The organism is Hyphomicrobium sp. DMF-1 (assembly GCF_027886585.1).
Classification (GTDB): domain Bacteria; phylum Pseudomonadota; class Alphaproteobacteria; order Rhizobiales; family Hyphomicrobiaceae; genus Hyphomicrobium_C; species Hyphomicrobium_C zavarzinii.
This window is the reverse complement of the sequence record NZ_CP115706.1, coordinates 538,767-561,993: the sequence shown is the minus strand read 5'-3', so window position 1 is coordinate 561,993 and position 23,227 is coordinate 538,767. Positions and strand designations below refer to the sequence as shown.

The following is a 23,227-nucleotide window of genomic DNA, read 5'->3' as shown; positions in this document are numbered from 1 at the left end:
CCGGCGACCACCGATCCATCGCATTCCCAGCGCGCGTCAGAGGGTCATGCGCTCAGGATCGTAGTTCATTCCAAACCGGATGAGCCGCTCGATCAGCTCCGGATATTCGATGCCTGCGGCTTCGGCCGCGCTTGCGAAATCCTCGTCCGAGGCGATCTGCGGATTGGGATTGGCTTCCAGAAGATAAGCTTCCTCGTTGTCCGTGACGCGGAAGTCCAGCCGCGCATAGCCACTGAGGCCAAGCAGCCGATAGATGTCGCGTGACAGCTTCTGCAGTTTTGCAGCAAGCTTCTCGCTGATCTCGGCCGGCCCTGTCATCACGCCGGCCTGATCCTGATAATCCGGATCCCATTTGCCCCGGCCCGTCGCGATCAAGGGAGATCCCGCGGGCCTGTTCTCAACGAAGAACTCCCAAGGCGGCAGCACGGTGACGCGCTCGTTGCCCATCATGCTGACATAGATTTCCCGGCCTTCGATGTATTCCTCGGCCAGCGCCGCCGACGACGCGGTGCGATGTATGAAATCCACCCGCTCCATCAGTTTGACGTCGTCGCGCACGATCGATGCGCCCGAGATCCCGATCGATCCCTCTTCGGTCAGCGATTTGACGAACAGCGGAAAGCCCAAGGTGCTGGGGCGCTTTGTGTTGCGCTTCATCGGGAAGATGGCGAACTCCGGCACCTTCATCCCGTCGTAAGCGAGGATCTTCTTGGTCAAAGCCTTGTCACGGGCAATCGTGAGCCCGCGGGGATTGCAGCCGGTATAAGGCTGACGAAGCATCTCCAGGAAGCTGACGACGTGCTGATCGAAGTGTCCAATGTGATTGAACTCCTCGGCCAGGTTGAAGACGATGTCCGGCTTGTGGGCTTCGAGCGCATCGGTGATCGTCGAGAGATTGTTCGAGATACCGACCGGAACGAGCGTATGACCCAGCGCCTCGATGGCGTTCTTGACGTCGTATTCGGTCTTCCGGAGCATCCGCTCCTTGCCGCTGAGCTCAGTCAGGTCTCCCGTCGGCAGCAATCGCTCGTCCGCCAGAAGGATAACCGTGAGCTTCTTCTTTAACCTTGTCATAGCGGCAGTCTTGGGCTGTTCCGGATGATTGAGACAGTCGCACGGGAAACGAGGCGCGACACCTTGCTGACCGTTTCCGCCTTGGGGCGTGCTTGTCTGAGCTTCAGGATGCGGGCGCGCTGCACGAGCTGCCGCAAGACCTGATCGACGACGTAGGCGGGCACCCCGAGCGGCTTGGCCGTGCGCCGCCTGAGACGTGTCCTGTACTCCGCAAGCAACGCCGCGGCCGACATGTTCCCGCGCGAGCGGCTTGCTGTTCCATTGCTCGGCTCGAAAATCCGCAGCAGCGAGCCGTCGAACTCGTCTTCGGCGTCGATCGCGTAGAACTCGCGCTTTTCCTCGTAGTGCTCGCCGAGCGTTCGCGTCGAATCCCGCAGCTCGTTTGCAATCCGCTTCGGCTTGATCTGGGGCTCGACATCGCGCAGATCGCGCATCCAGGTGTCGACCGCCATCAATTTTTCATAGGCCGGCCAATCGCGATATTTCCGCCGCCAGCCGTTCTTGGAACGAAGCCACACGGCGAATGTCTCGGCAAAATCCTCGACCGGATGCGATTGCGCATACCAGGCATTGAGATGCTGGACGAAATCGCGGCTGTCCGAGTCCGCCACATAGTCCGTCGGATAGGCCCGATGCGGCGAACCGAACACCTTGCGGTACTCGCGCATCTTGCGAAGCTGAAAGGCCTCGTCGACGGCATGTCCGGTTTCATGCCGCACGATGCTCAGGGCTTCATTCAACGACGCGCCTTCGGCTTCCAGCATCATCTTGCGCTCGAGACGGATCAGTCGCGGGTGAAGCAGATAGAACGGAACGGCGAATCCAACGACCTCGTCGGGATTGTACCACTGTTCGGAGATCCAGAGAGTCGGGCGGAAGCGGATACCGCGCGCGGTCAGATCGTCGAACACGGACTGCGCCCGCTGCTCGATCACGGAGCCCTTCAGGCGGAGCGGAAGGTCGCAAAACCGCACGCGCAGCAGCTCGCTGTCCGGCATCTGATCTAGGCGCGACGCTCGTGTGGTCATGCTGCTCCAAAAAGTGGCTCGGCCGGTCAGTGAAATCACCGAACGCAGGTGCTTTGGACCCGTTAAACCACGAACACATCCCGCCGCGCAAAAAAATGCGGGGAGCCAAATAAATACACTATATTTCAATGGCTTAAATGTGGCTTCACGAGTTGGAGCGGCAAGCAGGGGCCTCACAGGAGGCGACAGTCTTCGTCGAGCCGTCAAAAGAGTCCGGCAGCCCTTGGGAACCCAGGGCGGGCCCGGGAGAGAACGCGGTGGTTTCCGCCCCGGCCGGCCGGCGAGGTCTGGGCGTGAAAGTTGGCGAAGACCGGCCGCAGACGACAGCGTCCGCCTGCCGCCCACACCGAGCCGCCACGCCGTTCGCACCGAAGCGCCGGCAGATCTCGCGCCACGCCGATCCAACGCACGCGCCTAGGACAACATCTCGCCGCCTGCCATCGCCTGCCGGCGAGGAGAGGCGGCATTCGCCTCGACCAATCCGAGCGCCGCACGCACGATCTCAGCCTTGCCAGGCCGCAGCGCGTCCTCGAGCGGTGGCGAGAACGGCATCGCCACGTCCCCCACCGTGACGCGGCACACCGGCGCCTTGAGGGCCGCGAACGCGCGCTCTCCGGCGATCGCCGAGATATAGCTCGCCGCGCCGCAGGTGTTGTGCGATTCGTCTGCGATCACGAGCCGTCCCGTCCGCGAGACAGAGCGCAGGATCGCATCCTCGTCGAGCGGAAACAGGGTGCGCGGATCGATGACCTCGGCCTCGATCCCCTGAGATGCGAGCTCGTGAGCCGCCAGCAGCGCCTGCTTCACCATGCTGCCGATGGCGACGATCGTGAGATCGCGCCCCTCGCGCTTCACCGCCGCCTGGCCGAGTGGCAGCACATAGTCCTCATCATCCGGCACGGGATACTGTTCGCGGCTGCGCCCCGCAGCCTGCAGGAACACGACGGGATTGTCGTCGCGGATTGCCGCCTTGAGCAGGCCTTTGGCATCGCCGGGATCCGACGCCACCACGACCTTCAATCCGCCGAGGTTCATGAGCGCCGGATAGATGCAATCCGAATGCTGTGCGGCCGTCGCTTTCCCGCCGCCGATGACACCCATGTACACGAGCGGAAGCTTGACCTGACCGCCGGTCATGTAGCGAAACTTCGCCGCCTGGTTCGCGATCGCGTCGAAGCCCGTGTAGATGAAATTGCCGTACATCAGATGGCACACCGGACGATATCCCGCGGCCGCAGCCCCCACTGCCATGCCGCTGAGAAGCGCTTCCGAGATCGGCGTATTGCGGACGCGGGAAGCACCGAAGCGCTCGGATAGGCCGGCCGTCTCGCCGAACATGCTCGCCTCCACGTCCTCGCCAAACACGAGAACGCGGGCATCCCGCTCCATCTCCTCCGCCAGCGCCTCCTGGATGGCCTGCACCATGCGTCTTCTGGACATGCGCAAACTCTCCCTCACGCAAACATGAAATCTTTGGCGCCCGTCACATCAGGCCACGGCGCCGCCTTGGCCGCTTGCTTCGCCCGAACGACTTCGTCCTGCACTTCGCCCTCGAGATCGTCGAGGTCTGCGGCCGTCGCAAAACGATGCACGATCAGCGCTTCGCGGAACAGGCGGATCGGGTCGGCGGACCTCCTCTCTTCAACCTCCGCGTTCGTACGGTAGGTCTTGCTGAGGAAGGCCATCTCCTGCTCCATGTGGCCGCGAAGCCGGTAGGTCTCGAACTCGAGCAGGATCGGCCCGCCACCGCCGCGCGCATGAGCCACCGCCTCTTCCGCCGCGAGCCACACCGCTTCGAGATTGTTGCCGTCCACCGTGCGATGCGCCACGCCGAACGGCACAGCACGCTCCGCGATCCGTCCCGAGGTCACCGTCGCACTCGGCGAGAACTCGGCGAATCCGTTGTTCTCGCACACGAGGATGAGAGGCAGCTTCCAAAGCGACGAGAGATTGAGCGTCTCCATCAGCACGCCCTGGTTAGCCGCGCCGTCACCGAAGAACGCGACCGCGATGCGGCCCGTGCCTTCGAGTTGCGCGGCCCACGCCGCGCCTGCGGCAAGCGCGAGGCCGCCCGCCACGATCCCATTCGCGCCGATGATGCCACGCGAGAAATCGGCGACGTGCATCGAGCCGCCGCGCCCGCGGCAGATGCCCGTTTCGCGGCCGAATACTTCCGCAACCAGGGCCGCCGTATCGCCCCCCTTGGCGAGAAAATGCCCGTGGCCGCGATGCGTGCTCGCAATCCAGTCTGTCTCCGCGAGGTGATCGCAGACGCCCACCGCGATGGCCTCTTGCCCCACATAGAGATGTACCGGCCCCGGCAGCTCCGCGGCGAGCGAGGCGTTGCCGAGCATTTCCTCGACCTTCCGGATGAGCAGCATCTTGCGGTAGAGGGCGAGTTGCTTGTCGATCCCGAAAATGGGCTTCTGGCACGCCACAAAACTCTGAGAGCGGGTTAGCTGCATTGCATATCATCCGGAACAAAAACCTTTTTCGGATGTACACGCGGAGCAGCAGCCCAACTTGCCCCAGGTCAAATTAAACGACGGAAAGTCGTTTGCGTTAGGGCGTTAAAGACAAGCTCCGTTTACATTCTTTTTCTGCGACGTTTGATTTCTGTACGGACTTGCCCCCAAATCATTCCCAGTCATCGAAGGTTTGGTGGGCCATGAGGAATATTGCCGGCTGGCGGATACAGGTGAGCCCTCAGTATTGCTACGACAGCCTTACGCCTCTTCAGTTCTTTGACGTGCCGGTGAGCGACGACGCAGCCGCCATCTCATTCATCCGGAATAGACCCGACGCTTCCCCCGGCGAGCGCGTCTATGCGGTGCGGCCGCTGACGCCCGACGAGCTTGCATCGCGCGCCGGGCAGGGGACCTCTCTCAAGACTTCGTCCTGAATTGAGCCGCGCGGCTGATTTCGCGAAGCGATCCTTAGTGCCCCGCTTTTGCCCGCTGGAGCGCGAGCCATGGGCATAGTATACTGATCGGTACACATGAGAAGAGACCGGCCGGAGCGAACCCGGCCGGCTTTGGTGTGCCAAAACTCAAGCTGTGACCTTTGCGGCCATAACGTCGACTTTCTCGATCTTCGGAGCCACCGCCAGCAGCTTGTCCGCATTCGCAAGCAACGCGGCCGCGATAGGGCCGTTGAGGTGCTCGAGCCGGCCATGGTCACACTCGAACGTATCGAAAATGCCGAACGTGGAGGAGTCGAATTGAAGAGCGAACCAAGTCTTGGTGAAAGACTCTTTTTCGGCCAACGGCAACGCGCTTTCCAGGAACGACTTGAGTTCAGCCTCCATGCCGGGTTTGGCTTCGAGGCGGACGAAGATTGCTTTCTTGCTCATGGTGTCTCCAGCTTTCTGAGATGGGAATACCCGAGATTGATAGGCCTCGCCCCGTACCCGCGGAATTGCGGAACCGGACATATTCGATGGGTCCACGGCCATGCGAATTGATCTGTTCGTTCTCGATGGCGTCTTCGACACCGGGCTCGCCGCCCTGCACGACACCCTGCAACTGGCGCGGGATCTGGCCCGCGAGAACGCAGCGCCTCTCCCGGGAGGCGATCTTCAGGTTCGCCGGATCGGCATAGCGGAAAGCGCCAAAACTGCAGCCGGCTTGATTGTACCGACCGAGGCGGCAGAGAGCATCGAACCGCCGGACGTTGCGATCGTCCCCGCCATAAGAGCGACCTCGCGCGAGGCGATCGACGACGTTCTCAAGCGCCCTGATGTAAGCGAAGCCGGAACCCTGCTCCGCCAATGGCACACCATAGGCACGACAGTCGCCGCCGCCTGCACGGGCACCTTCGTTCTGGCGGAAGCGCGGCTTCTGGACGGACTGCCCGCCACCACGAGCTGGTGGCTGACCGACTGCTTCCGAACGCGCTATCCGCGCGTCAGGCTCGTTGAAAACAGCATGGTGTTGGATGCAGGCGCGGTGATAACCGCCGGCGCCGCGTTGGCGCACTTCGACCTCGCCCTGTCCTTAATCCGCCGCAGCAGCCGCACACTGGCTTCGGCGGTAGCCCGCTATCTCAGCATCGAGGATTTGCGCTCGACCCACGCCGCTTTCGTCATGCCCGATCAGGTCCGCAACCACGATCCCGTCGTCGAGCGCTTCGAAAGCTGGGCGCACGACAATCTCGCTTCCGGCTTCTCCCTGTCTCGAGCCGCAAGCGCCACCGGCACGAGCCCGCGCACCCTCACACGAAAGCTCAGGAGCGCGCTCGGAAAATCACCCCTCGAAGCGTTTCAGGACGCGAGAATGGCGCGCGCACTCTTCCTCCTCAAGATGACGAGAACGAACGTCGATGAAATCGCCGCCGAGGTCGGTTATGCCGATAGCGTTTCATTGCGTCTTCTCCTCAGGCGCAAGCTCGGTTGCAGCATTGCCGATCTTCGTAAAAACGGCGCGTCCAAATAGCATCCGCACCCCATCGAGAAAAAAAGAATGCCCGGCCAGAAGGCCGGGCATCCGAGTGTCGCGTAAGAGGAGGAACAACTCACGCGACATCATCCCAAGTTCCCGGCGTCTTTTGACCGGTCCACAAATACGGAGTTGTGAGACCCGTCCCGAACACCAGGGGAAACACGAGCGACCAGTTCACGCCCATGTAGGCGTAGGTCAACAGCTCTTCCATGCTCGAAAACACAGGGCCGACAAGCCGCACCAGAAGGCTTGCGACGATCACGTCGAGCACGAGATAGAACACGCACGCCAGCAGGCCGCCCCACGGCATCGCTATCTTCGAGAAGGGCCAGTTGTGCGTGATAATCGGCAACGCATAGTTGATCGACGTCGCCGTCATGAAGCAGAGCAGCCAGAAGCTGTCATCGGTGAAATGACCCATCGACCAGAAGGCCGAGATCGGCGACTTGGTGAAATCCCAGTAGCCGGCGGCGGCCGAGATCATGAACACCAGCGCAGCGGTCGAGAACAGCATCGACATGATGACGACCGCCTTGCCCGGCTGCGGCAAGCCGCGCGCGAGATAGCTCACGGTTCCGGTTCCAAGACCGACGAGCAGGAACGGGAACCACCACGCCGGAACCCATTTCACGGCCGAATGCGTGATGAGATAGGTGAGCCCCGTGAACAGGATGAGGTGAATGAAGAACTGGCGCGCTGGAGGTAGCGAGGCGACGAGGAAGTTTGCGCCCGCAAAGCAGAAGAACGCCATCAGGAACCACGTGGTGCCAACCAGCGGAAAGATGCCGTCGCCACCCGGTCCAATGAGGTGAATGAGCTTGGCGCTCCACCAGCCCAAAAACCACGAGACCGCGACCACCACGATGCCGCGCGTAACGGGACTCTCGATGAAGTTGAAGGGCCAGAACGAGGAGACGACAAAGAAACAGACCCACCATGCGGCGAAGATCTGCCACGTTACGTTATCGAGCCAGAACGACTTGGCGATCTCCTCGCCTTGCCAAGGCCCGATCGGATAGTTGGTGACCCAGAGGTTCACCAAGAAGCACGAGATGATCGAGGCGGCATAGATCCATACGAAGCCGCTTAAGGCCTCTTTGGGCCGATACGGCGCAACTTCCGCGGACATTACGTTTCCTTCCCAATATGATTTTATTCGCCGCGCCCATCTTCGGAGCGCATGCAGACGCGTGTCCTCGACGGTGCAGATGCGCCGACATCCACCTCTCGCGAAGATTTGAGCTGATTGCCGATGGCGAAGACGCACGTACTTCGTCTTCCCGGGTCACCATCGGCAGGTGCGCAGGTCCCAGCCCGCATCGACCACTTGTGTATCGACCGGTACATATTGAGCGAAGGACGCGCAATGATCAAGAAAAATGGCGCATGCAGAGAGCCCGCATGCGCCATTTTTTTTGAAACCGTAACCTGGCAGCCAGCTAGCGGCGCCCCTGCGCGATCTTCTCCGCCTGAGGCAAACGGCGGAGCGCGAGCATCGCGATGGTGCCGATGATCGGGCCGGGAACGAGCAAGACGAAGGCCCACTGCCATCCACCGAGATAGTCGGCGAAGCTCGGCAGGGCCCGAATGGCAATGACGGTTAGCGCAAACCCCAGCCCGAGTTGGAGAGCAAGGCTGGTTCCGACGAAAGAGGAATCGCCGACCTCCGTGACGATCGCGGAAAACTGCGCGGAATCGCCGATCACGCTGATGCCCCACACGATCGAGATCGCGAGCAGGATCCACAACGGCCCGCCGAACGCGAAGCCGATGAGCAAGGCACACGTGCCGGACGTAGCCATCATGATGGAGGTCGTGGCGGTGCGTCCGATGCGATCGGCCATGACCCCGCCGACGACACACCCGATGAACCCTGAAGCAATCACGAGAAACGTCGTCATCGACGCCGCCGATGCGCCGAGCCCATGCGGTTCGAGAGCCGCGTGAATGAAGGCGAGGAACCACCCCCACATCGCATAGAGCTCCCACATGTGCCCGAAGTACCCGATGTTTGCGAGCATCACAGGCTTGTTTCGGAGCACATCTCCGAGCTGACGCGGGTTGAACGTGGCCTTGGGATACGCGGACGGGCCTTCACGGGCGAAGAGCGCCATGAGAGCAGCCCCGACCAGCGTCATCACCGACGTGCCAACGACCACGACCTGCCAGTGCAGTCCCGTCGTCGTGGCGCGAAGAAGGTGCGGAAATGCCGATCCCAGCGTCAGCGCGCCGATGACGATGCCGAGCGCCAATCCGCGTCCCCTGATGAACCACGTCGAAATCAGCTTGAGCGCGGGTGGATAGATCCCGGCCAGCGCCACACCGGTCAGAAAGCGCAGTGCGATGGCCGCTTCCGCACTAGGTGCCGCAAGAAGCAAGAGGTTCGCCCCTGCCGCGATCGCGGCCGACGTCGCCATCAGCGTCCGCGCGGCGACGAGATCCGGCAAATTGACAAAGCTCGCCCCGAGCGCCCCCGCGACGAATCCGATCTGTACCGCATTCGTGAGCCAGGTCGCCGAGTCGTCGGTAAGCGACCAGACCGCCTTGAGCTCGCCCACGATGGCCGTTGCCGAAAACCACGTCGTCATCGAGAGCACGATCGCGAGGCTCAGGATCGCAAGAACGCGCCAGGGACTGCCGGCTTGTACCGGGGGCCGTGTGTCGGTGGAGGTCAGCACGTACGAGCCCCGTTGTTATCGGCTGCGGAGGCGGCTGCGATGTCCTTCAGCGCCGCGACATAGACCGTTGCCGTACCCGAGAGGCACACGTTTCCCTGTTCGTCGAAGATCCGGGTCGCAAGCTCGCAGATGGGCTTGTCGTCGCGAGCGGCCGTGACCTCGACCTCCGCCGTAATCTCTTCGCCAACGCCGACTGCGCGCGAAAAACGCCAGTTTACGCTGAGAAACACCGTTCCGGGGCCTGGCAGGTCTTCCGCGACGATGGCGTTGAGCAGTCCCGAGGTAACGCCACCTTGCACAATAATCTTTCCGAACACGGATTTAGCGGCCGCCGCTTCATCGTAGTGAAGAGGATTGTAGTCACCGGTCATCTCGGAGAAGCGGGAAATGTCGGCACGCTCCGTTCGCCTTGAACGGCGGGCAACGGCTCCCACTGCGGGCTTGCCCTTGATTGTGTGCTCCCAGACGGATGAGATCGTCGTCGTCAAGTCGCAACCTCCAGAGTGTGTACGTGTTGTTCTTTCGGTTTGTGTCGGCCTGGACCACGCGTGCGGACTCAGCCGAAATTCAGGATATGTACTTGACTGGTGTTGGGGGTCGTGTACCGCCTCTGCATCTTCACGGGGGGTTTCTAGCTTCCCGGACGTTGCCGAACGGTCCATGGTCAATTACGAAGTTTGAACGAACCGCGCTCGGCCACCTGCTTAAGGAACATCCTGTGTCTCGCTCAGACCTGAAAACTCCCAAAAAGCGCGGCCAAGCCGCTAAAGAACCAACTATCATGAATGTACCGACTAGTCCACACACAGAGGCGGACGATACCGAGGGAGTCGGGGGAGACAAAGGTCGTAAAAATTCAGGCGCCCAGCAATTCGAGCGCATCAAGCGGATCGCCGCTGAATTGTTTGCCACCCGGGGCTATCGCGCGGTCGGCGTCGCGGAAATTGGCGATGCCGTCAAATTGGGGCGCGGCGCGCTTTACTATCATATCAGCAGCAAGGAAGACCTGCTCTTCAGTATCGTAGTGCGATACATCGAGGATTTGGTCATCAAAGGCCGCGAAGCCATCGAAACGGAGCCGGATCCCGCGAAGCGGATTTACATTCTGAGCCGGCAGCTGATGACCACGATTTTCGCAAATCTTCCCGAAATGACGGTCTGTTTCCGCGAGGCGGACTGCCTGACGGGACAGCGCCACAGAATAGTCTCGGACCTCCACCAGTCCTACCAGGACGTCTGGGCCGCGACTCTGCGGGAAGGCGAGAAAAAAGGGCGGTTTCGCCATCTCCCGAGCATCGCCATCAAGGGCGTGCTCGGCATGTACTTCTACAGCTTCCTATGGCTGAAGCCCGGCGGGCGTCAATCGGCGATCGAGATCGCGGACACGTTTGCCGACATGACCTTGGCAATCGCCGAAGGGCGGCCGAAGAAGCCCTTCAAACCGTAGCGACTTCATTTTCAGATATCGTGAGACATTCTTTTCCGTTTGGTGCGAATGTAGCGCTCGTTGTACCGGTTTGATGCGCTTTTGAGAGGCGCACACTTATTTACCTGTATTCCGTTTTTGACGAGCGCGGATTTCTTGAGCGGATTTCCGGAAAGCAGCGTCACGGTCCGAAATCCGATGTCTCTTAAAACCCACGCAGCGAACTCGTAATCGCGGGCATCGACGGGCACGCCGATCTCGACATTCGCCTCGATCGTATCCGCCCCGCGATCCTGACGGCCATACGCCAGGAGCTTCTTGTAAAGACCGATGCCGCGCCCTTCCTGATAGGGGAGGTACACGATCGCCCCAAGCGGGGCGGTACAGATCGCATCCAGGGCGAGTTGAAGCTGCTGATAGCAATCGCACCGGAGGGAATGGAACACATCTCCCGTCACGCAACCGGAGTGGAGTCTGACGATCGGCACCACGTCCGGGTCCGCCTCTGGGCTGCGATGGATGAGCGCCAGTATTTGCTCATGCTCGTTATTGCCCTGATAGGCATAGGCATCGAGCAGAACCTGCCGTCCCCGATGATCGATCGGAAGCTTGGTGACGGCAGGTCCCTGAATGAGCCGCGTGGACATGGGCTGGGACGGATGCGCTACTTGTCGGCACCGGCGCGATAGATCCTGAGATCAGGACCCGATCCGTCGTAGAAGCCGTTGGCGTTCGGCATGACGACCTTGGAGAGCGTCTCCGCATCCATGCGCACGTCCTGGCCCACGATTTTCCCTTCCGCGAGGATATAGGCGACGAGGGAATAGACTTCGTCGGCCGTCAGCGATCCCGGCTGATCGAACGGCATGGCGCGCCAGATGTAGTCGAACAGCGTGCTGGCCTGTGGCCAATAGCTTTCGACAGTCTTGAGAGGCTTCTCGCTTGCGAGCGTTCCCCGCCCCCCGGCCAGCGGAGGCCCCGCCATATCGCGATTGCCTTCGAGCTTCTCGCCATGACAGTAGAAGCACCGCTGATTGTAGACCTCGCGCCCATGAGCGACCGTACCCGAGCCGGCCGGCAGCCCGATCCCTCCCGGCTGAATGGAGAAGAACGGCTTCAGGTCTTCCGCGGAAACAGGCGTACCGATCTCGTGGCTGCGCTCCTGCGCCAGCGCGGGAGAAGCGAGGGTACAAGCGGCAACGACGGCCGCGGCGAGCCTAGATATGCACATTCGAAACGCTCCCGTCGGCGCCGATCGCCCAGCTTTGGATGGCGTTGTAATGGTAGATCGCATTCTCTCCCCTGAGCGGGATGAGCTCTGCGCGGGTCGGCTGCACGTAGCCGGTTTCATCGGTACAGCGGCTTTGCAGAACCACCGGCTTCCCGTCCCAGTGCCACGGAAAGCTGAAACGCACGGTGCACATCGGCTCGGGAACATTATCGATGCGGGCGGGCAGCCACGTCGCACCCTTGTCGAGCGAGATGTCGACGGCATGAACGCGGCCCCGTCCCGTCCAGGCAAAGCCCTGGATCATGTACTGGCCGGGCTTCGGAAGCATCATCTCCCCGGACGGGAAGGTGATCACCGACTTCGCATCCATCGCGAGCGTATAGAGTTTCGCGCGGCCGTCCTTCATGAGGTCGGTGTACGCGGAAGTCTCTTCGCGCGTCATGAACGGACGGTCGCTGACCTGTAACCGCCTGAGCCACTTGATATGCGTATTGCCCTCGAAGCCGGGAAGAACGAGGCGGAGCGGATATCCCTGCTCCGGCCGCAATGCCTCTCCGTTCTGCCCGTAGACAATGAGCGCATCCGACAGCATCTTCCCGATCGGGATGCTGCGCGTCATGACGGCGGCATCGGCACCCTCGGCCAGAACCCACGCGGCGTTGTCCTTGAGGCCAACGGCGCGCGCGAGCGTCGCGAACGGAACACCCGTCCACTCCGAGGTGCTGAGCAATCCGTGCGTGAATTGAACGTTCTTGCCCTTCGGTTTCGACCACTCGCTCAGCGTGTTGCCGGAGCATTCGATGAAATATTTGCGCGTGACTGACGGAAGACGCTTCAGCTCCGCGACCGAGAACTTCTTCGCCACATCGACGAGCCCGTGCAGGAATAGATCGTGCCGATCCGGATCGATGACCGGAATGCCGCCGTGATGGCGCTCGAAGTGAAGGCCCGAGGGCGTGAGATTGCCGATCGTCGATGCCAGCGGCGTGAACGTCCAGGACGTGATGTCGCTCGGATTGTCGGCCTTGACGCGCACTTCCTTCTCGAACTGCGAGCGCGTGCCGTAGCCATGATCCTCATGCACGCCGCGTCCCGGCACCTTCGTCGAATCCTCGGGAACATCGTAGAGCGCCGCACCGGGCGGCGCCTTCGTATCGGCCGCGGCGCGGCTGCCGATCAGGCCGGTTGCCGCCGTGGCGGCAGCTCCCGCAAAAAGAAGTTTTCGGCGGCCAAGATCCACACTCGGACGCATACCCTCCTGACATGGGCACGGCTCGGCCGCGGCAGCCTGCTCATGTTGCAAACGATCTCGCGTCACCGCGCTCCCTCCTGGCTATTCTTCATGTACCGTTCGGTACATACTTATCGCAAAACAACCCGGGGTTCAATCGATCATGAGATCGAAAGCAGCCCTGGATCACGACGCCGGAGAGGAATCTAAAGGCTTGGCGATGCCCCGGAAGGCAACGGCGCGCTCAGCACGCAGCAACCTCGATGCCCTCGCGAAGAAGCTCGCGAGCCATCCTGCAGTCGGTTGCCATCTGCTCTTTGAGCGCGTCCACGCTGACGAATTTCATCTCGGGCCGCTGAAACGCGACAAAGGCCACGTTCATCGACGCCCCGTAGATGTCGTGATCGAAATCGAACAGATGAACCTCGAGGCGCGGCGCGCCGTCGTCGAACTGCGGCCGTGTGCCGAAGCAGGCAACCCCTTCGTGACACGCTCCCCGCACCGTGGCCCGGACGGCATAGACGCCATGCGCGAGAGGAGTATCGGGGCTGAGCACGAGATTTGCCGTCGCAAATCCGAGCGCCCGTCCTCGCTTGTCCCCGTGCACCACCGTTGCGGTGATGCCCCAAGGCTGCCCAAGCAGAAGCGTTGCGCCGGTCACATCACCACGCTGCAGGCGCGCTCGTACCATGTCGGGCATGGCCAGCGCGTTCGCGCAAGCCATGCCCTCCGCACGAGCGTCGTGTCCAGGTCTCGTTTGATTTCGTTCTGACATCGCCACACTCTCAGCGCCGGCAGTAAGCCGGCCGAACTCCGTTTCGATGGTTGCGTGGCACACGGGCTAGATGTGGGCCACCTGACCGTAGCGTGCATCGTGATAGACCAGCGGCGGCGTCTCCTCGGTTCCCGTCCCGAGCACACGCCCCACGAAGATGGTATGCGTCCCCACACTCATCTTTTCGACGATCTTGCACTCGATCTGCGCAGAGGCGCCGTTGATCAGCGGAACGCCGCTGTTCGTCACGCTGTGATCGACGGTCGCGAACTGATCCTCGCCCTTCCCTGCAAAGTGCTCGGCGATATGTTTCTGGCTGTCGGCCAGAACGTTCACGCCAAAGTAGCCTTTGCGATCGATGTGCGGATGCGTCCGCGTCGACTTGTTGACGACGATCAGGATGGTGGGAGGGGTCGCGCACACGCTGCAGACGGCAGTTGCGGTGAACCCGTGAAGCTTCCCTTCCCCCTCAGTCGTGATCACGGTCACGGAGCCCGCGAGTTGGCGCATGACCGAGCGAAAGGAGTCGGCGTCAACCCCGCCCTCGCCACCGCTGACGAGGTTGCGCACGAAGTTCGTAATCATAAAGAGTTTCTCCGTTGGAAGGTGACGCTCCCATCGTCACATCTGCTCTTGTCCCACGACGTTCAGTCCGTAGCCCTCGATGCTCACCAGCGTCTGCTCCCGGTTGGACAGCAGGATCAGGTCGCGAATGCCGACATCTCGCAGGATCTGCGCACCCACGCCGTACTCACGCAGTTCCGGCCCCGGCCGCGAGTGCGGGCTACCGTTGAGTATTCGCTGAGAGAGTGCCGTCGGGCGCCCATCATTGATGATGACGATCGCCCCCCGGCCACGCTTGAGAATGCGATGCATCGCGCTGCTCAAGCCTTCGCCATCCCGCCCCAGGATGGCATCGCCCACGAGATCGTGGCGATGCAGACACACCATCGTAGGTCCGGGCTTCTTGAGATCGCCCTTCACCAGCAGCACGTGCTCTCCGTGCTCGACGGTGTCGCGGTAGACGTGGAGTTGCCATTCTCCAAACGCGGGATGATGGATGCCCGAAGCGGCCACATGCTGGATAAGCCGCTCCGTGCGCAGGCGATAGGCGATCAGATCCGCGATGGTGCCGAGCTTGATCTGATGCTGGCGCGCGAACTTCTTGAGATCGGGCAAACGCGCCATCGTCCCGTCGTCGTTCATCACCTCGCAGATGACACCCGCGGGGTTGAGGCCCGCGATCCGCGCCACGTCAACCGCTGCTTCGGTGTGACCGGCGCGGACCAGCGTACCGCCCTCACGCGCAATCAATGGAAAGATGTGACCCGGGCTCACGATATCGCGCGCCTGACACTCGGGGTTGATCGCGACCGCGATGGTGCGCGCGCGATCGGCCGCCGAAATTCCCGTGGTGACCCCGTTACGGGCCTCGATCGAAAGCGTGAACGCTGTCTGCAGACCGGGACCGGGAGACTGAACCATCGCGGAAAGCTTGAGCTCCGCGACGCGCTGAGGCGTCAGCGCCAGACAGATGAGGCCGCGCGCATGCTTGGCCATGAAGTTCACGACTTCCGACGTCGCAAACTGGGCCGGGATGACGATGTCGCCTTCGTTTTCTCGGTTCTCGTCGTCCACGAGTATGAAGCAGCGGCCGGCACGTGCTTCTTCGATGATCTCCTGGGCTGAGCTGATCTCGTCGCCGCGAGCGTTTGGATGCGTGATCATGAAGTTCATAAGGGGTGTACCCTTCTCAGCAGAACCGATGCCTTCCGAGTTCAGTTTTACGGACGTCTTCTGCATAACGCGCTTCCCGTCCTCGCCCCCGGTCACAATGCGATATCGAGTGGACCGGGCGGATCCGCAAGCTCGAGCTCCCGGACCAGAGGAATAATACGCTCCCCGAAGAAGCGCGTCTCCTCATGAAAATGCAAGAAACCGCATAGGATCATATCGATGCCATTCTTGCGAAGCTTGTGTATTTTCCGGGCAATCTGCTCCGGCGTGCCGACGAGGTTGGTCCGGAAGCCGTCATTGTATTGAACGAGGTCGCGCTCGGTCGAATCCGCCCACATGCCCTTGCGTTCGGGGCTCGCGAGCCCGGCCTCCTTCACGTCGTCCTTGAAGCTTGCGATCGCGACGTTGTCCGCCGCCGCGATGACCCTGTCGAGCTCGCTGCGCGCCTCGGCTTCCGTCTCCCGCGCGATGATGAATGCGTTGACGCCGAACTTCACGCGGCGCCCGGCCGCGAGCGCCATCCGCGTCACGTTCTGGATCTGCGCGCGGTGAGCCTGCACCGTGTTGCCGTTCATAAAATACCAGTCGGATACGGCCGCAGCCATCCGTTGCGCGGCGAGCGAATTGCCGCCTTGGAAGATCTCGGGCATGGGGCGGCCGGGAAGCATGAGAGGCTTCGGCTTGATCGTGTAATCGCTGATCGTCCAGTGCTTCCCCTTGTAGGAGAACCCGTCCTTCGACCAGACGCCGCGCAGGATCTCCACGAACTCCTGAGAGCGCTCGTAACGCTCGTCATGGGGAATCCACGGCACGCCAAGCGCATCGAATTCCTTGCGATACCACCCGCTGGCAACATGAAGCGACCAGCGTCCGTTGAAGATCTGATCGGCAGTGGCACCGTGCTTGGCCATCACGCCGGGATGAAAAATTCCGGGCAGAACGGCCGTGATGATGTTGAGGCGTTCCGTGCTGGCCAGCAACGCGGCCGAGAACATCACCGAATCGTGCTGATACTCGGCGCCATAGCTCCCCATGAAACGGATCTGCGTCAACGCGTAGTCGAAGCCGACCTCTTCCGCGATTTTGACCAGGCGAACGTTATAGTCGAGGCTCCAATCCGTCCGCTGAGGCAGCTTGCTCACCACGAGCCCGCCGCTCACGTTCGGCACCCAATGCGCGAATTTCATTGGCGTGACATCAGTCTTACGCATTGCGTTTCCCTAAGCGAATTTCAACAGGCCGCACCGGTATCGTCGAACGACGGGCGCAGCCGCACCACAGTGCGCTATGTCCTAACGCTCAACTTGCCTGAGAGAGTTGGCGGCGGTCCGCACTACCAAACAGTCCAACGACTTCATGGACGACACGGTCGATTCGCGCGCGAAGCAGCTCGTTCGCGATTGCGCCGTCCCGCACATCGTCACCCACGCCATAAAGCGTGGTCGGCACCGTAAGCATGGAGAAGAAACTCATCAGCGGGCGAAGCTGATGCTCGAGCACCAGCGCGTGCATCGCGCTTCCGCCCGTTGCGCAGAGCACGACCTTGCAACCCTTCATCGCTTCGATATCGACGAGATCGAAGAAATGCTTGAGCAGACCCGTGTAGCTTGCACGAAAGATGGGTGTTCCAACGATCAGAAGGTCGGCGCGCTCTGCAAGCTCGAGCGCCTTCGCTCCTTCGTTGGAAATATCCGAGCGGGTGAGCCCGCTCATGATGTCCTTGCCCGCGAGAGATAAAGAGACCTTGTTGTCCTCCACCGGCAGCGCACGCGCGATCGCGTCTCCCACCGCATCGACGAGAACGCCCGTGCGCGACTGCGCTCTCGGACTCCCGTTAATCCTCACCATGGAGAGCATCGGCATTTTCTCCCAGAACTTCTTCGGTCTCTCACATTCGAGGCGGAGACATTGTTTGTATCGATCGGTCCATAATGATGCCATTTCGACGATGAAGCAAGAGGGAACAGGACAGTTCGACGCAGATTCACCATCATTCGATGCGCTCGCCACACAAGCGCTCACGCAACGGGCACCTTCACATACGTGCTTAAAAAAAAGCCCTGCCGTGCGAATGCACGACAGGGCTGCCGCAGTGGGAGCTAGGTGCGACTAGAAGTTGATGAAGCCACCGAAAACCACGGTCGACATGTTTTCGGTTTGGACACCGGGGACGTCGACTTCGTGTTCACGATAACGGAGCCAGACGGACATGGCGGCTGCATCGATTTCCTGAACGACGCCGAGGCCCCAGAATGTCGCCTCCGAGCCGCGCGCGACGCGGCCCACGTCGTCCGTGGCATCGCCGGGCGTGCCGCCATCGTTCACGATGAAGGCACTGTCGTTAGCGTGCAGATACTCGCCATAGGGAATTGTGGCGCCGATCGAGGTCGGATGAAGACGAATGCCGCTCTTGATATACCAGGTATCCGTGGCCGGATTGTTGAGCGGATTGACGTCCTGATCGAGATGACCCCAGGCACCGTGCGCGAACCAGCCCGACGGGTTGTGCTGCAAGTAGATGCTCGCCTGCGTGTACTCGAGATTGCCGCCCGGAGGCGCGCCCTTCGCAGCGTCCGTCGTTTCCGAGTAGGTCGCGAGGGCCTTGAAGGTGAATTCGTGGAAGTTGGAGTTGATGTAACGGAGCGCAACCGCCCAGTTGTCATCCGCACCCCACGACGCGCTCGCCGAGAACCCGCCGATGGTCGGCGAATCGTAGCGCACCACGTTGAGCGGAACGCCGTTGCAATCGCCGGGTCCACCGCCGTAACCACGGCACGATGACGCGTTACCCCAGATCAGCGAGTCGCCCGCGGCGAAGTTGCCGCGCACGAAGAAACCGAACACGTCATACGCCACCCAATAGCCCGCCTGCAGAGTGCCCGAGCTGTCGAGTGCGACGACAGCGCTGTCATCCGCGGGCGACTGCATGCCGACGCTCAAGCGGCCAAGCTGCTCGCTCTTCGCAAACCAATACGAATAGAGCACCTGCAGCGAGTTGGGACCACCACCCGAAAGGGCCGCGCCACCGCTGCTGACGTTCTGATTAGTCGTGTAGACGTCGCTCGTGATGAGCTCGACGTGCAGCACGTAACCCACCGAGAAGTCTTTCGTGACTTGGGCGCTGCCGGTGAAATTGACGTTGCTGGCGTAGGCTGTGCCGAGACCAGTGACGTAGGTGTTGGACTCGACGCCATCGTCCCAATGAACGATCTGCTCCGTCACCCAACCCGAGATTTTCAGAGAAACCTTACGGTTTCCCTTTTTTGCCGTTGTCGCTTCCAGCTCTGCAATGCGCTCTTCCAAGTCCGCACAGCAATTCTGGCCCAAATCCGCCGCACGAGCAGAAGAAACGCCAAGCAGGCAGCCCAGTCCGGCTGCAACAGCCGTTAGTGTCTTAGTTTTCGTCATAACCTCCCCCAAACGAATCTCCACGATTCGATCAGGATCATAATCAATTATACCGATCGGTCCATCCGCGATTGCGAGGAGGGCCGGTCAGGATGCCCGCCACGATTTCCGCATCGCCTGGCCCCACCCCGGGGCGGCTCATAAATCGCGCGACATACAATTGATATTTATATATTATTTTAACAACGTCGACGCAGGACGCGGCCCCGCTGCCCTTGTGCATAGACGCGCAAAACACCCTCAAAATTCGCCTCTCCGGGAGAGGACATTGGCCGCGTTTGACGTCCAAGTGTGGCCGCCGCGCATCAAGCAGGCGACCCCGAGCCTTGAGGCTGCGAAGCGGAAGGAGACCGAAACAAAGAGAAAATAAGGAAGCTTTCGAAGAGCGAATTCGCACCCTTTCTCCTAGCTCGTTTCATTTGCCGAATTCCGTTTCAAACCCATTCGTCAATTTCCCGCCCCTGACGCATCGAGCGCCCCGCAGGCGCTCGCGAAACCGCACATCGCCCCTTGCGCTTCTCCGCTAACGCGGCTAAATGGACCGGTCGGTACATCAAGATCGGACCGCACGATGGACGGGCATGAGAGACCTCACGTCTCTCGGTGGCGCGCACAGACTGCGTTGGATGGAGAGCCGGCGCAGCCTCGGGCAATGGGACCGCACGGCCCCGTGGATTGGGCGGTCGGCTCAGAGGCTGCGGAGAAGCAAAAACAAGAAGGCGCGACATTCGCGAGCGCCTTCACGGCAAAGCGAAACCACTACGCACCGAGGAAACGCAATGAAGAAGCGGATTATTTTGAACTGTTTCGATATGACGTGTGTGAGCCACCAGGCGGCTGGCACGTGGCGTCACCCGTCGAGCCAAGCGTGGGACTACAACACCATCGACTACTGGACGAACCTCGCGAAGGAGCTCGAGCGCGGCTGCTTCGACACGCTCTTCATCGCCGACGTCGTCGGCGTCTACGACGTCTACCGCGGATCGGCTGAGGCAGCTCTGAAGGACGCCGCCCAGGTTCCCGTAAACGACCCCTTCGGTGCCATCTCCGCCATGGCAGCCGTGACCGATCACGTCGGCTTCGGCGTCACCGCAGCCGTGACGTTCGAGCATCCCTACCTGCTGGCCCGCCGTCTCTCGACGCTGGATCACCTCACCAAGGGCCGCGTGGCCTGGAACGTCGTGTCTTCCTACCTGAACAGCGCCGCTCTCAACATCGGCATGGACAAGCAGATCGCTCACGACGAGCGCTACGACATGGCCGAAGAGTACATGGAGGTCATGTACAAGCTCTGGGAGGGCTCGTGGGAGACCGGTGCCGTTCACCGCAACAAGGAGACGGGCGTCTTCACTGACGGATCGAAGGTTCACCCGATCCGCCACGAAGGAAAATACTACAAGGTTCCGGGCTTCCACCTTTGCGAGCCGTCGCCGCAGCGCACCCCTGTCATCTTCCAGGCCGGCGCATCCGGCCGCGGACGCCGCTTCGCCGCGCGTCACGCGGAAGGCATGTTCATCCTCGCCACCAGCGTCGAGCAGGCTCGGGCTATGACGAAGGACATCCGCGATCTCGCGGAGAAGGAGGGCCGCCCGCGCGACTCCGTCAAGATCTTCATGCTCTACACCGTCATCACCGGCGCAACGGACGAAGCGGCTCAGCGCAAGTACGAGGAATACCTCTCTTACGCGAGCCCCGAGGGCATGCTTGCGCTGTACGGCGGCTGGACCGGCCTCGACTTCTCGCAGCTCGAGCTCGACGAGCCGCTGCGCGCAATCGAGAACGACAGCCTCCGCACGACGCTCGAATCGCTCACGGGCGGCGACGGCGGCAAGCCGTGGACCGTTCGCGAGGTCATCAGAAACCGCTGCATCGGCGGCCTCGGCCCGGTATTCGTTGGCGGACCGAAGAAGGTTGCCGACGAGTTGGAGCGTTGGGTGGACGAAGGCGGCATCGACGGCTTCAACCTCGCCTACGCTGTGACCCCCGGCACGACGACGGACTTCATCGACTACGTCGTTCCCGAGCTGCGCAAGCGTGGCCGCGTCCAGACGTCGTACAAGGATGGCACGTTCCGTCAGAAGCTGGTTGGAACGCCCGACGCCTACGTCGAGCCGAGCCATCCGGCCGCGAACTATCGCGGTGCTTACGCCGGCAAGGAGAGCGTCGCGAGCAGCACGATTGCCTCGAAGCACAAAACACCCGTTCCGGCGGAGTGACGCTTCAGCGTGAGTAGGAGGGGGTTGCCTCGCCCCCTCCTGCGAATACCGCTGCTTAAGAACCCGTCCCCGATGAAGCAGCGGTAAAGCTGCTAAGCCCAGGCGCTCTCCCAATCGCCTGGGCTTAGTCTTTGTTCACGACGGTCTTGGATGAGGCGCGCGGCGCGCGCAGGCTACTTTTTGTGCTCGAGCAGCACTTGTCCCTTGGACTTGATGGCGTCCTGGATCGCTTCGGCGAAACGCTGCAGCAGCCAGGGCAGCGTGATCTCGATCCGGACGTCCTTCTCCGCGACGTCGACCGACCCGAATGCCTGCTGCCCCATGGCGCTCATGCGAAAGGTCATGGTGTCGCCCGTCCAGACCTCCTCGTCGAGCTTCAGCATCGGCAGCGTCGACGTCGCCTTGGTCAAGCCGTTCTTGAGCCGGTTGGTGGCTTCCTCCTTTCCGAGGCTGTGGGGAATGGTCACCAAAAGCGGCCGGGACATGCAATCTCTCCATCGGACATCGGCATTCTGATAACGCTTCACTAGGCATAGCGTTCAATGGCGGCAAGCCCAATTGCAGGCGCCCCTGCCCGCTTACTCGCAGTAGCCGCGCCCGCGCCGGGAAATGAGATCGAGGTGGAAGTGGTTGCGGTGGGGATCGTTGGCCTCCGGGCCCATCACCGTGCCGAACTCACCGCACGCGCCACCATGGATCGAGCGCAGGAATTGCGCCTCCTTAGTCGGCTTCTGAGCCTCTGCCGGCTTCTCCGCGGGCTCCGCCGGAACAGCGGACTTCTTCTGCGCCAAGAGAGGCTTCTGAGGTATCGGCGTCAAAGAGGCCTGGGTCACCTGCTTCGCGAGCTTTTCACGGCGCCCGGGAACCGCCTCCGTAGCCGCCGTATCCTTCGCCTCGGCTACCGTACTCTTGGATGACGCCTGCTCCTTGTCGCCGGCCTTGGCTTTGTCCTTCCTCTTTGCCTCGGCTTCAGCCTTCGCCTTGGCGCGCTTGGCCGCCGCCTGGATATCGCGAACCGTGGGGCCCCATCCTTTGAGCACCGAAATGTAGCGTCCGTTCGCAAGCCCGAACCCGCCGATGTCGATCGCATTGGCGAGCGCGTGCTGGCTCAGCCGCGCATTGGGAAGATTGTAGATGTTGCGGCACGAGTACCCCGACGCGCCGACCACGCGGGTCACGGACGAACTGAAACGCGCCCGCGCATTCGGCTGCAACGTTGTCTTCGCCCACTTGCCGAGCGCCGCCACCATGCGGCAGTTCACCTGCACCGGCGGATCGAACACGACTTTCGGGTCCGAGCCGATGCTCTTGAGGAGCACGGGAGCCGGCAAGCCGCACTCGCCTTTCTTGATGGACTCCATCATCTCGAACTCTGCGGCCATTCCGGAGAGGAGATGCATGCACTGCTCGCGGCCGCGAACCACCTCCTCCTGCGGCCACTCGTCCTTGACGTCCGCAGTCTCGACCGCGGGAGACGGCTCTGCGGCGGACGAAGCAGGCTGAGGCGCTCCCGGCGAGACGACCGCAGGAGAAGAGGGAGCGGGAGCGGCAACGGGGGGAGGAACGGGGGATAGCTCGCGCAGGGGCGGATGCCCCGGAAGCGCCACGAGCAGAAAGACGCCGGTCAGCATCAAATGCGACAGGCCAGCCGACAGGGCCGGAATAGGTTCTTCTCTTCGTGTCATGGCCATCCGATTGCCAGTTCCGAAAAGATTGCCGCCGTAAAGCCCCGCACGAGCAACGAACTTACACCAGAGCATCTAAAGATCCGTTAGAGCGGACGAAATAGTCTTAGATATGTCAACACCCTATCTCGCAGGCGCGCCCGCGCCTCGGCGGGCGGGGGTATCCCACGGAAACCAGAGCATTTTCCGCCCCTTCGCGGGGGTCCTGGCGAGCACGCCTGCGAGGCCCCGCATCCGCCTCCGTCGAGAGGCGGCCATCGCTTTAAGCAGGAAATGGCAAAGTCGTTGCGAACTCTCCG

General features: G+C 61.7%; 23 protein-coding genes. 4 read left to right on the top strand and 19 right to left on the bottom strand.

Going from position 1 to position 23,227, the window contains the following annotated elements:
* Positions 1–36: 36 nt before the first annotated feature.
* From PE058_RS02500 to PE058_RS02485, 4 genes are all read right to left on the bottom strand, one after another.
* Complete coding sequence (locus PE058_RS02500) at positions 37–1,074, bottom strand: D-alanine--D-alanine ligase family protein (RefSeq protein WP_020085980.1); 1,038 nt, start codon at positions 1,072–1,074, stop codon at positions 37–39.
* Positions 1,071–2,102, bottom strand: coding sequence for a putative zinc-binding metallopeptidase (locus PE058_RS02495; RefSeq protein WP_040498104.1), 1,032 nt, complete (start codon positions 2,100–2,102; stop codon positions 1,071–1,073). The genes PE058_RS02500 and PE058_RS02495 overlap by 4 nt, the downstream gene beginning before the upstream one ends.
* A gap of 414 nt (positions 2,103–2,516) precedes the next feature.
* Positions 2,517–3,542, bottom strand: coding sequence for an alpha-ketoacid dehydrogenase subunit beta (locus PE058_RS02490; protein ID WP_051113798.1), 1,026 nt, complete (start codon positions 3,540–3,542; stop codon positions 2,517–2,519).
* Positions 3,543–3,556: 14 nt separating this feature from the next.
* The gene (locus PE058_RS02485; protein WP_271029751.1) at positions 3,557–4,567 is read right to left on the bottom strand and encodes a thiamine pyrophosphate-dependent dehydrogenase E1 component subunit alpha; all 1,011 of its coding nucleotides are present in this window, start codon (positions 4,565–4,567) and stop codon (positions 3,557–3,559) included.
* Between the two features lie 203 nt (positions 4,568–4,770).
* Here PE058_RS02485 and PE058_RS02480 point away from each other — a divergent pair, with 203 nt between their 5' ends.
* On the top strand, positions 4,771–5,004 hold the full coding sequence (locus PE058_RS02480) for a hypothetical protein (protein WP_020085976.1): 234 nt from the start codon (positions 4,771–4,773) through the stop codon (positions 5,002–5,004).
* 147 nt (positions 5,005–5,151) lie between these two features.
* On the opposite strand, the gene PE058_RS02475 is transcribed toward PE058_RS02480, so the two are convergent.
* Positions 5,152–5,454, bottom strand: a complete 303-nt coding sequence (locus PE058_RS02475) for a putative quinol monooxygenase (protein ID WP_020085975.1) — start codon at positions 5,452–5,454, stop codon at positions 5,152–5,154.
* Between the two features lie 100 nt (positions 5,455–5,554).
* Between PE058_RS02475 and PE058_RS02470 the strand changes: the two genes are divergently transcribed.
* On the top strand, positions 5,555–6,535 hold the full coding sequence (locus tag PE058_RS02470) for a GlxA family transcriptional regulator (protein ID WP_271029750.1): 981 nt from the start codon (positions 5,555–5,557) through the stop codon (positions 6,533–6,535).
* A gap of 79 nt (positions 6,536–6,614) precedes the next feature.
* Here the strand turns inward: PE058_RS02470 and PE058_RS02465 are convergent, their stop codons facing one another.
* From PE058_RS02465 to PE058_RS02455, 3 genes are all read right to left on the bottom strand, one after another.
* Positions 6,615–7,670, bottom strand: coding sequence for a hypothetical protein (locus PE058_RS02465; protein WP_020085973.1), 1,056 nt, complete (start codon positions 7,668–7,670; stop codon positions 6,615–6,617).
* Positions 7,671–7,980: 310 nt separating this feature from the next.
* Positions 7,981–9,219, bottom strand: coding sequence for an MFS transporter (locus PE058_RS02460; protein ID WP_271029749.1), 1,239 nt, complete (start codon positions 9,217–9,219; stop codon positions 7,981–7,983).
* A complete protein-coding gene (locus tag PE058_RS02455; RefSeq protein ID WP_271029748.1) occupies positions 9,213–9,707 on the bottom strand; it encodes a MaoC family dehydratase in 495 nt (164 codons plus the stop codon). Before PE058_RS02455 ends, PE058_RS02460 begins: the two co-directional genes overlap by 7 nt.
* 230 nt (positions 9,708–9,937) lie before the next feature.
* Between PE058_RS02455 and PE058_RS02450 the strand changes: the two genes are divergently transcribed.
* Complete coding sequence (locus tag PE058_RS02450) at positions 9,938–10,666, top strand: TetR/AcrR family transcriptional regulator (RefSeq protein WP_271029747.1); 729 nt, start codon at positions 9,938–9,940, stop codon at positions 10,664–10,666.
* Between the two features lie 11 nt (positions 10,667–10,677).
* On the opposite strand, the gene PE058_RS02445 is transcribed toward PE058_RS02450, so the two are convergent.
* The 9 genes from PE058_RS02445 to PE058_RS02405 form a co-directional block, all read right to left on the bottom strand.
* On the bottom strand, positions 10,678–11,292 hold the full coding sequence (locus PE058_RS02445) for a GTP cyclohydrolase II (protein WP_271029746.1): 615 nt from the start codon (positions 11,290–11,292) through the stop codon (positions 10,678–10,680).
* Positions 11,293–11,309: 17 nt separating this feature from the next.
* Positions 11,310–11,876 (bottom strand): c-type cytochrome, encoded by a 567-nt coding sequence (locus PE058_RS02440; RefSeq protein ID WP_271029745.1) that lies wholly within the window; start codon positions 11,874–11,876, stop codon positions 11,310–11,312.
* Positions 11,863–13,128 (bottom strand): sulfite dehydrogenase, encoded by a 1,266-nt coding sequence (gene soxC / locus PE058_RS02435; RefSeq protein WP_020085967.1) that lies wholly within the window; start codon positions 13,126–13,128, stop codon positions 11,863–11,865. Before soxC ends, PE058_RS02440 begins: the two co-directional genes overlap by 14 nt.
* 223 nt (positions 13,129–13,351) lie before the next feature.
* Complete coding sequence (locus tag PE058_RS02430) at positions 13,352–13,831, bottom strand: riboflavin kinase (RefSeq protein WP_020085966.1); 480 nt, start codon at positions 13,829–13,831, stop codon at positions 13,352–13,354.
* A 117-nt stretch (positions 13,832–13,948) separates the two neighbouring features.
* Positions 13,949–14,467, bottom strand: a complete 519-nt coding sequence (locus PE058_RS02425; protein ID WP_020085965.1) for a flavin reductase family protein — start codon at positions 14,465–14,467, stop codon at positions 13,949–13,951.
* 36 nt (positions 14,468–14,503) lie between these two features.
* Positions 14,504–15,685, bottom strand: coding sequence for a 3,4-dihydroxy-2-butanone-4-phosphate synthase (gene ribB / locus PE058_RS02420; RefSeq protein WP_245257665.1), 1,182 nt, complete (start codon positions 15,683–15,685; stop codon positions 14,504–14,506).
* 26 nt (positions 15,686–15,711) lie between these two features.
* Positions 15,712–16,830 (bottom strand): dimethylsulfone monooxygenase SfnG, encoded by a 1,119-nt coding sequence (gene sfnG / locus PE058_RS02415; RefSeq protein ID WP_271029744.1) that lies wholly within the window; start codon positions 16,828–16,830, stop codon positions 15,712–15,714.
* 88 nt (positions 16,831–16,918) lie between these two features.
* The gene (locus PE058_RS02410; RefSeq protein ID WP_156827359.1) at positions 16,919–17,467 is read right to left on the bottom strand and encodes an NAD(P)H-dependent oxidoreductase; all 549 of its coding nucleotides are present in this window, start codon (positions 17,465–17,467) and stop codon (positions 16,919–16,921) included.
* Between the two features lie 261 nt (positions 17,468–17,728).
* Positions 17,729–19,027 (bottom strand): hypothetical protein, encoded by a 1,299-nt coding sequence (locus PE058_RS02405; protein WP_026868032.1) that lies wholly within the window; start codon positions 19,025–19,027, stop codon positions 17,729–17,731.
* 779 nt (positions 19,028–19,806) lie between these two features.
* On the opposite strand from PE058_RS02405, the gene PE058_RS02400 reads away from it, so the two are divergent.
* On the top strand, positions 19,807–21,243 hold the full coding sequence (locus tag PE058_RS02400) for an LLM class flavin-dependent oxidoreductase (protein ID WP_020085960.1): 1,437 nt from the start codon (positions 19,807–19,809) through the stop codon (positions 21,241–21,243).
* 173 nt (positions 21,244–21,416) lie between these two features.
* Here PE058_RS02400 and PE058_RS02395 read toward each other — a convergent pair whose 3' ends face one another.
* Together PE058_RS02395 and PE058_RS02390 are read right to left on the bottom strand one after the other, a co-directional pair.
* Positions 21,417–21,728 carry a polyhydroxyalkanoic acid system family protein gene (locus PE058_RS02395; protein WP_020085959.1) on the bottom strand — a complete coding sequence of 104 codons (312 nt, stop codon included), beginning with the start codon at positions 21,726–21,728 and terminating at the stop codon, positions 21,417–21,419.
* Between the two features lie 93 nt (positions 21,729–21,821).
* Positions 21,822–22,928: an extensin-like domain-containing protein gene (locus PE058_RS02390; protein ID WP_271029743.1), complete on the bottom strand. Its 1,107-nt coding sequence runs from the start codon at positions 22,926–22,928 to the stop codon at positions 21,822–21,824.
* Positions 22,929–23,227: the final 299 nt, after the last annotated feature.

What these genes read in the sequence shown, in the direction of transcription:
- PE058_RS02500 (WP_020085980.1), bottom strand. Translation starts at nt 1,074, where the DNA reads ATGACAAGGTTAAAGAAGAAGCTCACGGTTATCCTTCTGGCGGACGAG.
- PE058_RS02495 (WP_040498104.1), bottom strand. Translation starts at nt 2,102, where the DNA reads ATGACCACACGAGCGTCGCGCCTAGATCAGATGCCGGACAGCGAGCTG.
- PE058_RS02490 (WP_051113798.1), bottom strand. Translation starts at nt 3,542, where the DNA reads ATGTCCAGAAGACGCATGGTGCAGGCCATCCAGGAGGCGCTGGCGGAG.
- PE058_RS02485 (WP_271029751.1), bottom strand. Translation starts at nt 4,567, where the DNA reads ATGCAGCTAACCCGCTCTCAGAGTTTTGTGGCGTGCCAGAAGCCCATT.
- PE058_RS02480 (WP_020085976.1), top strand. Translation starts at nt 4,771, where the DNA reads ATGAGGAATATTGCCGGCTGGCGGATACAGGTGAGCCCTCAGTATTGC.
- PE058_RS02475 (WP_020085975.1), bottom strand. Translation starts at nt 5,454, where the DNA reads ATGAGCAAGAAAGCAATCTTCGTCCGCCTCGAAGCCAAACCCGGCATG.
- PE058_RS02470 (WP_271029750.1), top strand. Translation starts at nt 5,555, where the DNA reads ATGCGAATTGATCTGTTCGTTCTCGATGGCGTCTTCGACACCGGGCTC.
- PE058_RS02465 (WP_020085973.1), bottom strand. Translation starts at nt 7,670, where the DNA reads ATGTCCGCGGAAGTTGCGCCGTATCGGCCCAAAGAGGCCTTAAGCGGC.
- PE058_RS02445 (WP_271029746.1), bottom strand. Translation starts at nt 11,292, where the DNA reads ATGTCCACGCGGCTCATTCAGGGACCTGCCGTCACCAAGCTTCCGATC.
- PE058_RS02440 (WP_271029745.1), bottom strand. Translation starts at nt 11,876, where the DNA reads ATGTGCATATCTAGGCTCGCCGCGGCCGTCGTTGCCGCTTGTACCCTC.
- soxC (WP_020085967.1), bottom strand. Translation starts at nt 13,128, where the DNA reads ATGCGTCCGAGTGTGGATCTTGGCCGCCGAAAACTTCTTTTTGCGGGA.
- PE058_RS02430 (WP_020085966.1), bottom strand. Translation starts at nt 13,831, where the DNA reads ATGGCTTGCGCGAACGCGCTGGCCATGCCCGACATGGTACGAGCGCGC.
- PE058_RS02425 (WP_020085965.1), bottom strand. Translation starts at nt 14,467, where the DNA reads ATGATTACGAACTTCGTGCGCAACCTCGTCAGCGGTGGCGAGGGCGGG.
- ribB (WP_245257665.1), bottom strand. Translation starts at nt 15,685, where the DNA reads ATGCAGAAGACGTCCGTAAAACTGAACTCGGAAGGCATCGGTTCTGCT.
- sfnG (WP_271029744.1), bottom strand. Translation starts at nt 16,830, where the DNA reads ATGCGTAAGACTGATGTCACGCCAATGAAATTCGCGCATTGGGTGCCG.
- PE058_RS02410 (WP_156827359.1), bottom strand. Translation starts at nt 17,467, where the DNA reads ATGGTGAGGATTAACGGGAGTCCGAGAGCGCAGTCGCGCACGGGCGTT.
- PE058_RS02405 (WP_026868032.1), bottom strand. Translation starts at nt 19,027, where the DNA reads ATGACGAAAACTAAGACACTAACGGCTGTTGCAGCCGGACTGGGCTGC.
- PE058_RS02400 (WP_020085960.1), top strand. Translation starts at nt 19,807, where the DNA reads ATGAAGAAGCGGATTATTTTGAACTGTTTCGATATGACGTGTGTGAGC.
- PE058_RS02395 (WP_020085959.1), bottom strand. Translation starts at nt 21,728, where the DNA reads ATGTCCCGGCCGCTTTTGGTGACCATTCCCCACAGCCTCGGAAAGGAG.
- PE058_RS02390 (WP_271029743.1), bottom strand. Translation starts at nt 22,928, where the DNA reads ATGACACGAAGAGAAGAACCTATTCCGGCCCTGTCGGCTGGCCTGTCG.